The organism is Paenibacillus sp. P4_A9 (assembly GCF_056402415.1).
This window is the reverse complement of the sequence record NZ_JBFUHL010000015.1, coordinates 93,963-108,307: the sequence shown is the minus strand read 5'-3', so window position 1 is coordinate 108,307 and position 14,345 is coordinate 93,963. Positions and strand designations below refer to the sequence as shown.

Sequence of the window (14,345 nt, the reverse complement as noted above, 5' to 3'; positions counted from 1 at the left end):
GGCAATCTCTTTGATCTATTGGGACATGCGTACGGGTGCTCCAAAAAAAGGGATCGAGACACGTTCTGAGGTTGTCGGTGAGCTCTCCACCGAGGTATTTCGGATGTCCACATCAGATGAGATGGGCAGCTATGTCGATTTCTTCATGCAGCCAGCCGAATTGGAGCAGCTAGACCCGATTTCCCGCAAAATGGTGCAGGAATGCAAAAAAGAATACGATCGCAGCAAAAAAATACCGGCTGATAAATATCAAGCCTACGTTGTTTTAACTTCGCAAGCGGAATCCGCCTGGGAAGGGGCGAAGCATAATTCGGATTGGGCTTCATTCCAGCCATATTTGGAGAAAATCGTGGCGGCTACGCAAGAATTCATWGAGCTTTGGGGCTATGAAGGACATAAATATAACACATTGCTGGATATGTATGAGCCAGGGATGACGGTTGATAAGCTGGATGAGGTATTTGGGACCCTGCGGGAAAAAGCAGTTCCACTGCTGCAACGGATCGGGGCTTCGTCTAATCAGCCGAACCGTTCTTTCTTAGATCAACAATTTGATATTGGCAAACAGAAGCAATTCTCGCTGTCCATTTTGAAGCAAATGCAATATGACTTTGAAGCTGGACGTCTGGATGAGACGGTACATCCTTTCGCGACGGCTTTGAATCCAGGAGACGTGCGAATTACGACGCGATATTTGCCTAATGACATCACTTCGGCATTATTCGGTACGATTCATGAAGGCGGACACGCCCTCTATGAGCAAAATATTTCCACGGATCTGGTCGGCACTAACCTGTGCTCCGGCACATCGATGGGCATTCACGAGTCGCAGTCCCGCTTCTGGGAAAATGTCATTGGTCGCAGCAAACAATTCTGGGATCGCTATTATGGTGAACTTCAGACAACATTCAGCGGGCAAATTGATGATGTCAGTGTAGATGACTTTTATCGTGCGATTAACCATATTGAGCCATCTTTGATCCGTATTGAAGCGGATGAGCTCACGTACAACCTACATATCATGATTCGTTATGAGCTCGAAAAAGAGTTATTCAGCGGTACGCTCGCTGTTGCAGATTTACCTGCGGCGTGGAACGCCAAATACGAAGAGTATTTGGGTGTTACGCCTCCGAACGATGGCGAGGGTGTCCTTCAGGATGTGCATTGGTCCGGCGGTGCGTTCGGTTATTTCCCATCGTATGCGCTTGGGAATATGTACGCGGCGCAATTCACGAACACACTTCGCAAAGAGCTGCCTAACTTCGACAGCTTGATTGCAGAAGGCAACCTCGCACCGATTAAAGCATGGTTAACGGAGAAGGTTTATCAGCATGGCAAGCTGCTGACGCCGAACGAAATCATTCAACAAGTCACAGGTGAGGCGTTAAATCCGGAATATCTGGTGGCTTACTTGGAAGAGAAGTATTCGGAAGTTTACGGGATCTAGTATTAAATAGTGAGTAAAAACAGCTTTCCTTCGACGTTTGTTCCGTCGAGGGGAGCTGTTTTTTCGTCAAAAGTTGCTTGTCACGCATTCAATCCACCATCCCTCAGTACAAAAGCTACTTGTCTCACGCTCACTCAGCGCCCCCTTCGGACAAATTGTTGCGATAGGTTGCAGATTTGCAATTTTGCGCATAGTGAGCTGACTATTCGCATCGCAGAAGGCTCGAAACTAGAGCCAATCACCTTACCCTCACCTCACTCGACTCACTCGATCACCTCGCCTATCTTTGTGAACGAACACAAACACATCCCCAGATTCGTCATAAATTCCAAATTTTATCAGCTTTAATTGCTTTTCTGGAAGAACCATTAACCGACGTCTGGGCTCCTGCATACGATACATTACAATTTGAATCGGAGGGACGTCTTATGAACAATCGGAAGAAATGGGGATTCACTTTATCCGTCGTTCTGCTTTTAAGCTTAATCGCTTCAGCGTGTGGAACCAAAACGGAAGAAACAACGAAGGTACGCATTGGTGAGGTGACGCGTTCCTTGTTCTATGCACCGCAATATGTGGCGTTATCGCAGGGCTTTTTCAAAGATGAAGGGCTCGAAGTGGAACTGACAACAACGCCAGGCGGCGACAAAACGATGACCGCTCTGCTGTCGAACGCCATTGATGTTGCCCTTGTAGGATCGGAAACATCGATCTATGTTTCTCAGCAAGGCTCGGATGATCCGGTGATCAACTTTGCGCAGCTTACCCAAACAGACGGAACATTCCTGGTTGCCCGTACCAAAGTGGATAAGTTGGATTGGAACGCCCTCAAAGGAAAAGTTTTCCTTGGCCAACGTAAAGGCGGCATGCCGCAAATGGCAGGCGAATTCACGCTGAAGAAGCACAACATCGACCCGCAGAAGGATTTGCAGCTGATCCAAAACATCGATTTTGCCAACATTGTCTCGGCCTATGCTTCCGGAACAGGGGAATATGTGCAGCTTTTCGAGCCGCAGGCGTCGATCATTGAGAAAGAAGGCAAGGGATATGTGCTTGCATCCTTTGGTGTAGAGAGCGGACACCTGCCGTATACCGTGTTTATGTCGAAGCAAAGCTTTATCAAAGCGAACCCTGGCACGATTCAGAAGTTTACGAATGCGATCCAACGGGCGCAGCTGTGGGTTGCCGCGAAAAGCGTAGATGAGATTACCGAAGCGGTACTGCCATATTTTAAAGATATCGATGTGGCGATTGTGAAAAATGTCGTGAAGCGTTATAAGGATCAAGGCTCCTACGCTGCGGACGGCATTGTGGATGAACAAGAATGGAACAATTTGCTCGATGTGATGACATCAGCTGGCGAACTGAAAGAGAAAGTTGCATGGAGTAAACTGGTGAATAACTCTTTTGCAGAAAAAGCGAAAGCGAACGTGAAGAAATAAGGGCAAGCGGCAATAGGAGTCACCGCAGGATGGAGATAAGAGGAGGTTAGGCACCATGGACACAGCTGTGAGGGTTGGAGATGTTACACAGGTTTATGTAACGGAGGAGCGAGCAACGATTGCCCTTCAAGGCATTTCATTTGATATTGCCAAAGGCGAATTCGTCAGTCTGATTGGTCCTAGCGGTTGTGGTAAAACAACGCTCTTATCGATCATTGCGGGACTCCTCCTGCCGACGTCTGGACAGATCACAATGGCAGGTCAACACGTGCAAGGACCCTCGCCTAAAGTGGGCTATATGCTGCAGCAGGACTACTTATTTCCATGGCGGACGATTGAAGCTAATGCTTGTATGGGATTAGAAATCGCAGGCGCGCTGACGAAAGAGACGAAGCAGGGGGCGCTTCACCTATTGGAGGAAATGGGTCTGTTTGCCTTCAAAGACTATTACCCCGCACAATTGTCGGGCGGGATGCGTCAGCGAGTCGCGCTTGTCCGAACCTTGGCGACAGAACCGGAGCTGCTTCTCTTAGATGAACCCTTCTCGGCACTGGACTATCAAACAAAGCTGCAACTAGAGGATTTGGTTGTCGAGACGCTAAGGGCCAAGAAAAAGACGGCCATATTAGTCACGCATGATATTTCAGAAGCGATTGCAATGAGCGACCGCATTATCGTACTGGCACCGAATCCAGGGAGCATTCGCAGGACCTTTCTGATGCCGGTGGTTGTAAGAGCTGCTATACCTTTTGAAGCGAGAGAATTGCCTGAATTTCATACACTATTTCGGCAAATTTGGCAGGAGTTTGGGGGTGTGCAGCATGGATAATCAGGAAGAAGAGCTTATCCGAATCTACTCAACGAACGATGAGTTGAAGCAAGCTGTACATCAACGTTTTCTGAATGCGAAGAAAAGAGAGACGAAGTGGGTCCGACTTTTTCAGCTCGCCATCCTACTCCTATTTTTATCCCTATGGGAACTAGCATCACGTTTGAAATGGATTGATGTGCTGCTTTTTAGCTATCCATCCAAGGTATTCCACCTGCTGTGGGAGAAGCTGCTCGACGGGACGCTTCTTCCTCATGTTGCGGTGACGGTGGAAGAGACGATTATTGGCTTTTTCTTGGGGACCATTTTTGGAACGGGATTAGCGGTGGTCATTTGGTGGTCGCCATTTCTGTCGCGCGTGCTGGATCCCTACATTGTGGTGCTTAACAGTATGCCGAAGGTAGCGCTGGGCCCCTTATTCATTGTAGGTTTTGGGCCCGGCTTGCTTTCAATTATTGCAACAACACTTTCGATCACGGTCATTATTACGACGCTTGTTGTTTATGGCAGCTTCAAGGAAGTGGATCATAACTATGTCAAGGTCGTTAAGCTATTTGGAGGCAATCAGCGTAAAGTTTTTCTCAAAGCGATACTGCCAGCATCTTTTCCAACCATCGTTTCTACACTAAAAGTAAATGTAGGTTTGGCTTGGATCGGCGTCATCGTCGGCGAATTTCTAGTGTCCCAGAAGGGGCTGGGATACTTAATCATATATGGCTTTCAAGTGTTCAATTTCACCCTAGTGATCTCTACGCTATTCGTAATTGCCTTAGTCGCAACGGTGATGTACCAGCTTGTAGCCAATCTAGAGAAGAAACTAACGAAGCATCGGTAACATGGAAAAGCTTGCCACAACAATCTCAAAATGAAATAATGAGCCCATAGAAAAACCTGTAAAGAGGTGAAAACACTATGGGCTTTCGTGTGCTCAAAACAGCCGTTGCCGTCATAATCGCGATGTATCTGGCGTATATATTAGGGGTTCATACACCAGGAGCAGCGGGACTTCTTGCTATTCTGGGCATTGAAGTGACGAAGAAGAAAGGGATCCGAAGTGCCTTTCACCGCATCGCGGCTTCGATTCTGGCACTACTCATCGGTTCGGCCTTATTTAATGTGCTCGGATTCCATATTTGGGTCGTTAGTTTGTTTATTCTTATCGTGTTTCCAGTTCTCGTCAGGCTGCGGATTACGGAGGGGGCTGTTACTGGGGCCGTCGTGATGCTGCATCTCTTTGCTTTTGAATCTGCGGACTGGGCATCGGTGCTCAATGAGTTAATTCTATTGGTCATTGGACTAGGTTCAGCAACCGTGATCAATATTGCATATATGCCGAAGGCTGACGCCGGACTTATTGCACACAAACAACAAGTCGAGAGCTTATTTTCTGATATTTTTGTCAACATCGCGAAGCATCTTCGGGATAATACCGTGATTTGGGATGGGAAAGAGCTGCTGGAAGTAAGTGAGCAAATTGAAAGCGGAGCGAGCTTGGCGAAACGATCGATGGAGAATACATTGCTTTTTGGCTGGGATCCCTATTGGCGTGTCTATTTCTACATGCGAGGCGAGCAGCTGGATTCGATTCACCGGATGATTGATCTTGTGGCACAGGTGTATCAAACATTACCTCAGGGAGAATGGGTCGCTGCGATCTTCGAAGATATTAGCCAATCTGTGAAGGAAGACTATTATACAGGGGAAGCAGAGAAAGAATTGCAAGAGCTGAATGCGCGTTACAAGGAAATGCCCTTACCTGAAAGTAGGGAAGAATTCGAAGTCAGATCAGCGATTTTACAGCTTAACAGAGAGTTAGTGCACTATTTAGCCATTGCCAAAAAACAAAAAAAACACCGTCCTGAAGCGGGTTGACTCTGACAGATATAAGTATTTTCCAATCTCAAAAATAATATAAAATAATTGTCACTCTAGACTAATGTCCTGCATACACTTGTAATGAATGATTGTATGGAGGAGGTTGAAAGGATGTCATTAGATAAAGATTTGCAATGCAGAGAGATCATTACAAAGGCTGTCTGCGGTAAAGGTCGCAAATTTTCTCATGTAAGTCATACCGTGACTCCGCCTTATTCTCCAACCAGTATTTTGGGCGCTTGGATTATTAATAACCAATTCGAGGCAGTCCATTCTGGAGAGGGCGTAGAGGTAGTTGGTACTTACGATATCAACATCTGGTATTCTTACGATCGTAACACCAAAACAGACGTAGCAAAAGAAACCGTATCGTATGTAGAAATCGTTGGACTAAGCTACTTGGACAAAAAACATAAGCCGACGACAGCCGAAGTATCAGCTGTCGCGACGCAAGAGCCGAACTGCGTAGAGGCCAGTATCTCTTCAAGCGGCGACAGCGTCATCATTCGGGTGGAACGCGAGTTCCAGGTTGAGCTCATTGCCGAGACGAAAGTCTGTGTAGTCGTTTGCACCAACGGCTGCAATGACTTCGACGACAAGCACGTGGATTTCGATGACAGTGGCGATGGTGATTTTGAGGATCTGGACGCCGATCTGCTCGAGGATGAACTGGATTAAGGAATCTTATAGGCCATTATATGCGGGCTAAAGAGGTTCGGCAGAGGGCATTTGCCCTCTTTTTTGTTGTATTCGCACATTTGGGCATTCGTGTAATAATAGCTCCAGCTGAAGTAGATATGAGGGGGTGGTAAAATGGAAACCTTCTTCCTGCATGCACAGGAGAAAGAAGCACTCGAGCTGGCGGAACGCATCCGGATTCCGAGTGGGAGTAGATTGCCCGAGAACTGGCAGGGTCGGATGATTATTCATTGGGGAGCGGCGCATGATGAATACCCGCACCAGCCTGCTCTGCAGCCCATTAAAGCGATCATGCGCGCACAGAATCGAAGGAAGCGGGATGCCTTGTTACAGCTTCACGGGATGAAAACAAGGGCATCTCAAGCCACTGCAAGAGGGAATAAGGAGCCAGAGCCTTATATGCATAAATATAAAGTGGCTGTCTTTCATCTCCAAACGCTTCTTATTTATGAGAAAAAGGAGACTCTCCTGCTTTCGGAGAAGTCCTTGCAAAATCAAAGGCAATTAGGTTTGAATGCTGCCTACATAGAAGTTGGCCCAGGACAGATCAATTTCCACTCCCGCAGAGCGAGCCGTGAATCAGTCAAAGCGATCTATGCCCTTGGTTTAGACTATGGCCTAGTCACCATCGGCATCACGCCAAGCGGGCATACGCTCGTGCTGGAAGTCGATCCCGCTCCGAAGCTAAACGGAAGACTGGTACAGATCTTCGCGCAAGCGATTGATCAGTATGATCAATCACTCACGAAAGAGCTGGAACGGAAAGAGCGAGCGATGCTCGGCTGCGATCCCGAGTTCCTGCTCATGAACCCGCAGGGCAAGGTCGTCTTCGCCGACCGCTTCCTAACCCGGGATGGCGCCGTGGGCTGCGATGCCATCGTGCTGAGCGGGCATCGCGTGATCCTGCCGCTGGCTGAGCTGCGCCCGCAGCCCAGCGTGGACCCGCTGCAGCTAGCGAAGAATGTACGAGCGACCATGGGGCTCGCCGCGCGCAAGATTACCGACGAAAGCCTCGCTTGGCTTTCGGGTGGGATGCCTGTGCGGGGCTATCCGCTAGGCGGTCATATCCACTTCAGCCGCTGCTGGATGAACGGGCATCTGCTGCGTGCGCTGGATAATTATCTCGCGCTTCCGTTGATCCTGATTGAGGGGGAATCGACTGGCGGTCGTCGTCCGCGATATGGTTATCTGGGCGACTTCCGCAAGAAGTCTCATGGGGGTTTCGAGTACCGAACATTGCCGAGTTGGTTGGCCTCACCCGTCATAACCCGCGGTGTATTCGCACTGGCAGCACTGATCGTCAATAACTACTGGAGCTTGCCGGGGAAGCCTCTTCAACTGCCTGATATCCAAGCTGCCTATTACAGCGGTGATAAGCGGAGGCTTCAAGATGTGGTAGCAAAGCTATGGAAGGATTTGGAGCAGCTCAAGGGCTATGAGGTCTATGCTGGCTTGCTGGAAGGACTTCGATTGCAAATGACCACCATGGAGCCGTGGAACGAAATGGCAGACATTCGGATCGCTTGGAAAATTACACCCGGGGTGCGTAAAGAAGCTTTTGAAGAAGGAATCATGTTATAATAGATTATCGATTGTGTCATAGGGTTAGAGATTTACAAGAGATTGTTGCAGTTGGAAAATGCATGGAAACAATGCACGTATAAGCGAAGGCTGTACACGTATTTCGTTGTTCTGCTTGCTGTGGGTAACTCACTTACAGGAAGCAGAATGACGTTCGTACGACTGTGTATGGATGAAAATAAGATTGATAGTTTCATAGAGTTCACCATTTATGTTGGAATAGGTTGGAGGAACGCAAGTTGGCTACATATACGCCGATGATTCAGCAATACTTAGCCGTAAAGGCGCAGGTCCCAGATGCTTTTTTGTTTTTTCGTTTGGGCGATTTCTATGAGATGTTTTTTGAAGATGCGATTAATGCGTCACGTGAACTAGAGATTACGTTAACAGGCCGCGAAGGCGGCGGAGAAGAGAAAATTCCGATGTGCGGCGTCCCTCATCATGCGGCAGACAACTATATGTCCCGTTTGATTGAAAAAGGCTTCAAAGTTGCCATCTGTGAGCAAGTGGAGGATCCCGCTGAGGCCAAAGGTGTTGTACGCAGAGAAATTGTACGGATCGTTACACCAGGTACAGTCATGGATAGCAAGCTGCTTGGCGAATCCGTCAATAACTACATCGTATCTATCGTAGACCAAGCGCATGGCTATGCGTTTACAGCCTGTGATATTTCAACTGGTGAGCTCTATACGACGCAGCTGCCTCATGCTTGGGAGCTCGTGGTTGACGAGTTGAACGTGTATAATCCGTCTGAAATTGTAACGAGTCCAGCTTTACTGACTACGATTCGTGAGTCTGGTGCAGCGTGGGGCCGAAATATGGTGCTGACAGAGTGGACGCAAGCTGACGAAGGGCTGCTTGATGAGCATTTCGCAGAAGATGCCGCGCTTGTAAATTTATCTAAAATCAGTCGACAAGGCGTAGCTTCACTGCTAGCCTACTTGAAAGAAACGCAAAAAAGAGCGCTCACGCACGTGAAGCACATTCGAATTTATGAGCCAGATCAATTTATGACGATGGATCCCTTTACCCGTCGCAATTTAGAGCTTGTTGAAACGGTTCGTGAGCGTGCCAAAAAAGGATCGTTATTGTGGCTTTTGGACAAAACGGTAACCGCGATGGGGGCGCGTATGCTGCGCCGTTGGATCGAGAAGCCGCTTATGAACGTGGCTCGTATTGAAGAACGATTGGAAGCTGTCAATCTCCTTTACAATCAATTCATTGTACGTGAAGATGTGAAGCAGGCGCTGAAGGAAGTCTATGATTTGGAGCGTTTGGTCGCCCGAATCTCTTATGGCAATGCGAATGCCCGCGATATGATCGCGCTGAAGCACTCCTTACAGCAAGTCCCAATGCTGCAACAATTGTGTGCCGCGTCAGGTTCTGAAACCCTACGTAAACTCGTTGAAAATATGGATGTCTGTGATGATGTGATGTCGTGGATTGCCAATGCCATTGAGGACGAGCCTCCTGTTTCGATTCGTGACGGCGGGATGATCCGCGAGGGCTATCAGCCCTACTTAGATCAGCTTCGTGAAGCTAGCAAGAACGGGAAGCAATGGATTGCGGAGCTAGAGCGTCAAGAGCGCGAAGCGACGGGCATTAAGTCGCTCAAAATCGGCTACAACAAAGTATTCGGCTACTTTATCGAGGTAACGAAGGCCAACATGTCTGCTCTGCAGGAAGGGCGCTACGAGCGTAAACAGACGCTCGCGAATGCAGAGCGTTACGTAACGCCGGAGCTCAAAGAGAAAGAAGCGCTCATTCTGGAAGCGCAGGATAAAATGATTGATCTGGAGTATGAACTGTTCACGGAGCTTCGCGACCGGATTTCGAAGCATATCTCCAGATTGCAACAGCTGGCGGAGGTCATTGCGACCGCCGATGTGTACCAATCGCTGGCGACAGTCAGCGCGGCGCATCACTTCCGCAAGCCTGAGATCGGCGAAGGCTTCGATCTTGAAATCGTAGACGGCCGACACCCTGTGGTGGAGGCTGTCATCCAAGACGGCTCGTTCATCGCGAACGGGACGAGCCTGCTGCAAGAGCAGGGCCGCATCCTGCTCATTACCGGGCCGAATATGGCCGGTAAGAGTACGTATATGCGGCAAGTAGCCGTGATCTGCCTAATGGCGCAGATCGGCTGCTTCGTGCCTGCGAGCTCCGCGCGCATCCCGGTCACGGACCGGATCTTCACGCGGATCGGTGCTGCCGATGATCTGATCGGCGGGCAGAGTACGTTCATGGTCGAGATGATGGACATCCAGGTCATGACAGAGAAGGCGACGAGTCGGAGCCTTGTCATCATTGATGAGCTGGGCCGCGGCACCTCGACAGGGGAAGGTATGGCGATCGCACAGGCCGTCATTGAATTCCTTCACGATCGGATCGGCTGCAAGACGCTTGTGTCGACGCATTTCCATGAGCTTGCTCATCTAGAAGAGAGCCTTGTGCATTTGCGCAATCACTGCATGGCGGTGAAAGAGAGCGGCAGGCAGGTTACCTTCCTGCGCAAGCTCATCCCTGGGGCAGCAAGCACGAGTTACGGCATCTATTGTGCCGAAATCGCCGGGCTGCCGGATGCGATCATTCAGCGCTCGTACGCGCTGCTGAATGGCTTTGAAGAGCGCGCGGCGATTGCTGCGCCTCAGGCCGCTAAGACCACCGCCACCATGGAACCGGTGGCCGCTGAGGCTCCTGCCGCCTACGTACCCGAGGCGGCGGCGCCGATCCGACAGCTGTCTCTCTTCGAGGAGATCAGCCCAGCCGAAGCTGCCGTCAAGAAGAAGCATGACGGCAAATCTCAACTGGTGCTCGACCAGTTGAAGGGAATTGATCTCATCAATATGACGCCTCTGCAGGCGCTCAATTTAGTCTACGAATGGAAGCAAAAACTGCAGTAAAACACAGGTTGCAATAGACTACTCTATAGATCTCAATTGAACGGAGAAATGCACATGAAAGTAACACCACTCAGCAAGAAAGCTTTGAAGGCTACTTTAGCACTAGCATCGGCTCTAGCCGTCGTTTTACCAGTAAGTGCGGTGGCTCAGGAAGATCTGCAAACCGTTCTCGTGCGCAAAACGCTGGCCGAAAATCATGTGAGCGGTGTAACGCTAGAATCGCTTGCGAATCAAAGTATTGAGCAAATGATCAAGGGATTGAAGGATCCCTACACGGTTCTTTTCACTCCGCAGGACTACGATCAATTTTCCAATTCTCTGGAGAATAGCTTTGAAGGTGTAGGCTGTGTGATTGGGCTGGATGATAAAGGTGTGTATGTATCGAAAACAATCCCAGGCTCACCAGCAGAGGCTGCTGGCTTGCAACGGGATGATTATATTCGAGCGGTTGATGGGATACCTGCCTCGACCACATCGATTGACGAGGTTCGGAATAAAGTTATCGGTGTCGCAGGTACCCAAGTGAAGATAACCGTGCTGCGCGGGGACAAAGAAATTACATTTGAGCTGACTCGCCAAGCTGTAAATTCCCCAGAAGTGTACACCAATAGCTTTACGAATGGTGTTGGTTATGTGCAAATCACGGACTTTTCAGAAGAAGCTGATGAGGAATTCGACAAACAACTGAGTGCGCTTCAAGCTGAAGGGCTGAAGGCGCTAATCCTAGATGTTCGTGACAATCCCGGCGGTTATCTTGAAACAGCGACAAACATTGCGAAGCATTTTGTAAAAGAAGGCGTCCTTATTCATACGAGGGATCGCGATGGTGTCGATGATCCTGTATTCATTAAAGATGGAAATCCACTCGCGATTCCAGTGTTTATTTTAGCAAATGAAAATAGTGCAAGTGCTTCAGAGGTGCTTTCGGGCGCCTTGCAGGACTATGGGGTCGCAAAAGTGATCGGTATGCAAACATTTGGAAAAGGAAGCGTGCAGCAGCTTGTCACGTTTCCAGATCGTAGTGTGTTGAAGGTTACCGTACAAGAATACTTAACGCCGAATAAGCGAAAAGTGAATAAGGTAGGCATTACACCAGACTTGCAGGTTGATGGCGTATCGGCACAGTTCATCACAGCCCTTCATGAAACAGGAATTTCGGACATCAGCGTGATGTTCACGAAACACGGGGTGACATATAACGGCGTTGACGTTGGCTATGGCTTTGGCAGCTTCAAGGAAGAGGGTAAGTTTTTTGCTTCGGCACGAGGACTTGCCGCTCTTATTGGGGCCAAGATTACATGGAATAATACGAATCGCACCGTTGATATCACGGATAAAAAGGGAACGCATGCTTTTCCGATTGAAACGGATAAGTTGATTATTGAAAACGGCACAAGCTATGTAAATGTAGATCTGTTTGATGATTATTTTCCACAGTTAAAGGTCAATCATCAAGGTGATAATGTTTTGATACAGGCTATAAAGGGGAACTAATTCGATGGGGAAAATTCAGCTCTTAAGCGAGCATATTGCGAACCAAATTGCAGCAGGTGAAGTGGTGGAGCGGCCTTCATCGGTCGTGAAAGAGTTGGTTGAAAACTCGGTTGATGCGGGGAGTACCCGTGTTGATGTCACGATTGAAGAGGGTGGCTTGGCCTTAATTCGAGTGTCCGATAATGGTACTGGGATGGCACTTGAGGATTGTGAATTAGCTTTTCAGCGGCATGCCACGAGTAAAATAGCGACCAGCAAGGATCTGTTCTCGATTCGAACGTTGGGCTTCCGAGGTGAAGCTTTGCCAAGTATCGCGTCTGTCTCCAGACTCGAGTGTGTGACAAGCGCTACGATGGATGGACTGGGACGGAAAATCAGCATCGAGGGCGGCACGATTCGCACTGTGGAAGAAACAGCGGCATCGCGCGGAACTGAAGTGTCTGTGCGGGATTTATTTTATAACACGCCAGCTAGACTGAAATATATGAAAACGATCCAGACCGAGCTGGGGCACATTTCCGATTATTTGTATCGGCTTTCGCTCGCTCATCCTGGCATTGCTTTCACATTAAAGCATAATGGCAATGTGTTGCTCCAAACATTAGGGAACGGGGATCTGCTCCAGGTCATTGCCGGCATTTACGGCACGGCGGTTGCCAAGCAAATGCTTCCACTCCAAGTGGAAAGCTTGGATTACACGATCTCGGGCTTTGTCGCCAAGCCCGAAATGACGCGTGCGAATCGCGGTGGCATCTCGACCATTGTCAATGGTCGGTATGTGCGCAACTTCGCGCTGAATCAAGCACTGCTGCAGGGATACCATACCCTGCTGCCGATCAACCGCTTTCCCGTGGCTGCGCTGCACATTGGGATGGACCCTGCTCTCGTGGATGTCAACGTGCATCCATCCAAGCTGGAAGTCCGCTTCAGCAAGGAAGCGGAGCTAACTGCGTTGATCGAAGCCGAGGTGAAGCGGCTATTCGGCAGACAGGTGCTGATTCCTACAGGTGTTAAGGCGTCATCCGTCCCGAAAGGCGCTTACGTCCAGGAGCAACTGGAACTCTCACGTACGGTGGAGCCTCCCAAAGAAAACCGCAGCTCGTTGGTTGAGCTGGATGCGGAATTTTTTAAAGATCATAAGGATGCTGAGGATACGAATGTCTCAAAAGAAGCAAGTGCTGTGCAAAGACCTGACAACCAGTGGACGCCGCCGCAGATTAAAGAAACGGCACCAGCCTATCGTCAGCCTGCGCCACCTTCATTGACGTCACCTAGTCAACCACAGGCATCTGCCGTTTCGTATCCAAGCAGCAGTTCACCATCGGATGGCTATGCGCCACAACGGGCACAATCAACCAAACAGAGCTACACACCTGCGAGCGACGTATCGTATCGAAATATATCAATCCAACAGCAACGCCGCACGAATGAAGCGTTCATGGACTTGATGCCTTCGGGTGAGGATAGTAATGCACCTAAGCTCCCGACATTTCCGAGATTGGATCCGATCGGACAAATGCATGGCACTTATTTAATTGCACAGAATGAGTCGGGCTTGTACCTCATTGATCAACATGCGGCACATGAACGCATCAATTATGAATATTTTTATGAGCATTTTGGCAATCCTGCTGAGGCGAGCCAAGAATTACTCGTTCCGATTACATTGGAATTTACCCCGTCTGAAGCGGGTGTTATATCAGATAAACTAGCGTTATTTGAACAAGTAGGTGTGTATATGGAGGCCTTTGGCGGTAATACGTTCCTTGTACGCGCACATCCACACTGGTTTCCTTCAGGGGAAGAGAAGGCTATCGTCGAAGAGATGTGTGAGCTTATAATCTCGGACCGTAAAGCCTTCGATATCGCCAAGCTGCGCGAGAAGGCTGCGATCATGTGCTCCTGCAAGGCATCGATTAAGGCTAATCAAGGCCTTAGCATGTTGGAGATGGAGACGTTGATTGATCGGCTTGCTGGCTGCAGGAACCCCTATACGTGTCCACATGGACGACCGATTGTTGTTAGCTTTACAACGTATGAGTTAGAAAAAATGTTTAAGCGAGTGATGTAACCCT

The 14,345-nt window shown here is 49.0% G+C and carries 10 protein-coding genes; all 10 read left to right on the top strand.

Features of this window, described 5'->3' with window-relative positions; translation table 11 throughout:
• On the top strand, positions 1-1,447 hold a 1,447-nt coding region (locus tag AC1DVJ_RS13355; RefSeq protein WP_477591412.1), incomplete at its 5' end, for a carboxypeptidase M32.
• A gap of 428 nt (positions 1,448-1,875) precedes the next feature.
• Complete coding sequence (locus AC1DVJ_RS13350; RefSeq protein WP_477591410.1) at positions 1,876-2,889, top strand: ABC transporter substrate-binding protein; 1,014 nt, start codon at positions 1,876-1,878, stop codon at positions 2,887-2,889.
• Between the two features lie 55 nt (positions 2,890-2,944).
• Positions 2,945-3,718 carry an ABC transporter ATP-binding protein gene (locus tag AC1DVJ_RS13345; protein ID WP_477591408.1) on the top strand — a complete coding sequence of 258 codons (774 nt, stop codon included), beginning with the start codon at positions 2,945-2,947 and terminating at the stop codon, positions 3,716-3,718.
• Positions 3,711-4,553, top strand: a complete 843-nt coding sequence (locus AC1DVJ_RS13340; protein ID WP_477591407.1) for an ABC transporter permease — start codon at positions 3,711-3,713, stop codon at positions 4,551-4,553. Before AC1DVJ_RS13345 ends, AC1DVJ_RS13340 begins: the two co-directional genes overlap by 8 nt.
• Positions 4,554-4,630: 77 nt before the next feature.
• A complete protein-coding gene (locus tag AC1DVJ_RS13335; RefSeq protein ID WP_477591405.1) occupies positions 4,631-5,590 on the top strand; it encodes an aromatic acid exporter family protein in 960 nt (319 codons plus the stop codon).
• Between the two features lie 114 nt (positions 5,591-5,704).
• Positions 5,705-6,271 carry an outer spore coat protein CotE gene (locus AC1DVJ_RS13330; protein ID WP_056620858.1) on the top strand — a complete coding sequence of 189 codons (567 nt, stop codon included), beginning with the start codon at positions 5,705-5,707 and terminating at the stop codon, positions 6,269-6,271.
• A 135-nt stretch (positions 6,272-6,406) separates the two neighbouring features.
• Positions 6,407-7,873: a putative amidoligase domain-containing protein gene (locus tag AC1DVJ_RS13325; protein ID WP_477591403.1), complete on the top strand. Its 1,467-nt coding sequence runs from the start codon at positions 6,407-6,409 to the stop codon at positions 7,871-7,873.
• A 239-nt stretch (positions 7,874-8,112) separates the two neighbouring features.
• Positions 8,113-10,776: a DNA mismatch repair protein MutS gene (gene mutS, locus AC1DVJ_RS13320; protein ID WP_477591401.1), complete on the top strand. Its 2,664-nt coding sequence runs from the start codon at positions 8,113-8,115 to the stop codon at positions 10,774-10,776.
• Between the two features lie 54 nt (positions 10,777-10,830).
• Positions 10,831-12,270: a S41 family peptidase gene (locus AC1DVJ_RS13315; RefSeq protein WP_477591400.1), complete on the top strand. Its 1,440-nt coding sequence runs from the start codon at positions 10,831-10,833 to the stop codon at positions 12,268-12,270.
• Positions 12,271-12,274: 4 nt separating this feature from the next.
• Positions 12,275-14,341 (top strand): DNA mismatch repair endonuclease MutL, encoded by a 2,067-nt coding sequence (gene mutL, locus AC1DVJ_RS13310; protein WP_477591398.1) that lies wholly within the window; start codon positions 12,275-12,277, stop codon positions 14,339-14,341.
• The last annotated feature ends 4 nt before the right edge of the window (positions 14,342-14,345 follow it).

Bases quoted from the DNA above. Each gene is read 5' to 3' on its own strand.
- AC1DVJ_RS13330 (WP_056620858.1), top strand. From the start codon at position 5,705: ATGTCATTAGATAAAGATTTGCAATGCAGAGAGATCATTACAAAGGCT.
- AC1DVJ_RS13350 (WP_477591410.1), top strand. From the start codon at position 1,876: ATGAACAATCGGAAGAAATGGGGATTCACTTTATCCGTCGTTCTGCTT.
- AC1DVJ_RS13325 (WP_477591403.1), top strand. From the start codon at position 6,407: ATGGAAACCTTCTTCCTGCATGCACAGGAGAAAGAAGCACTCGAGCTG.
- AC1DVJ_RS13340 (WP_477591407.1), top strand. From the start codon at position 3,711: ATGGATAATCAGGAAGAAGAGCTTATCCGAATCTACTCAACGAACGAT.
- AC1DVJ_RS13345 (WP_477591408.1), top strand. From the start codon at position 2,945: ATGGACACAGCTGTGAGGGTTGGAGATGTTACACAGGTTTATGTAACG.
- AC1DVJ_RS13315 (WP_477591400.1), top strand. From the start codon at position 10,831: ATGAAAGTAACACCACTCAGCAAGAAAGCTTTGAAGGCTACTTTAGCA.
- AC1DVJ_RS13335 (WP_477591405.1), top strand. From the start codon at position 4,631: ATGGGCTTTCGTGTGCTCAAAACAGCCGTTGCCGTCATAATCGCGATG.
- mutL (WP_477591398.1), top strand. From the start codon at position 12,275: ATGGGGAAAATTCAGCTCTTAAGCGAGCATATTGCGAACCAAATTGCA.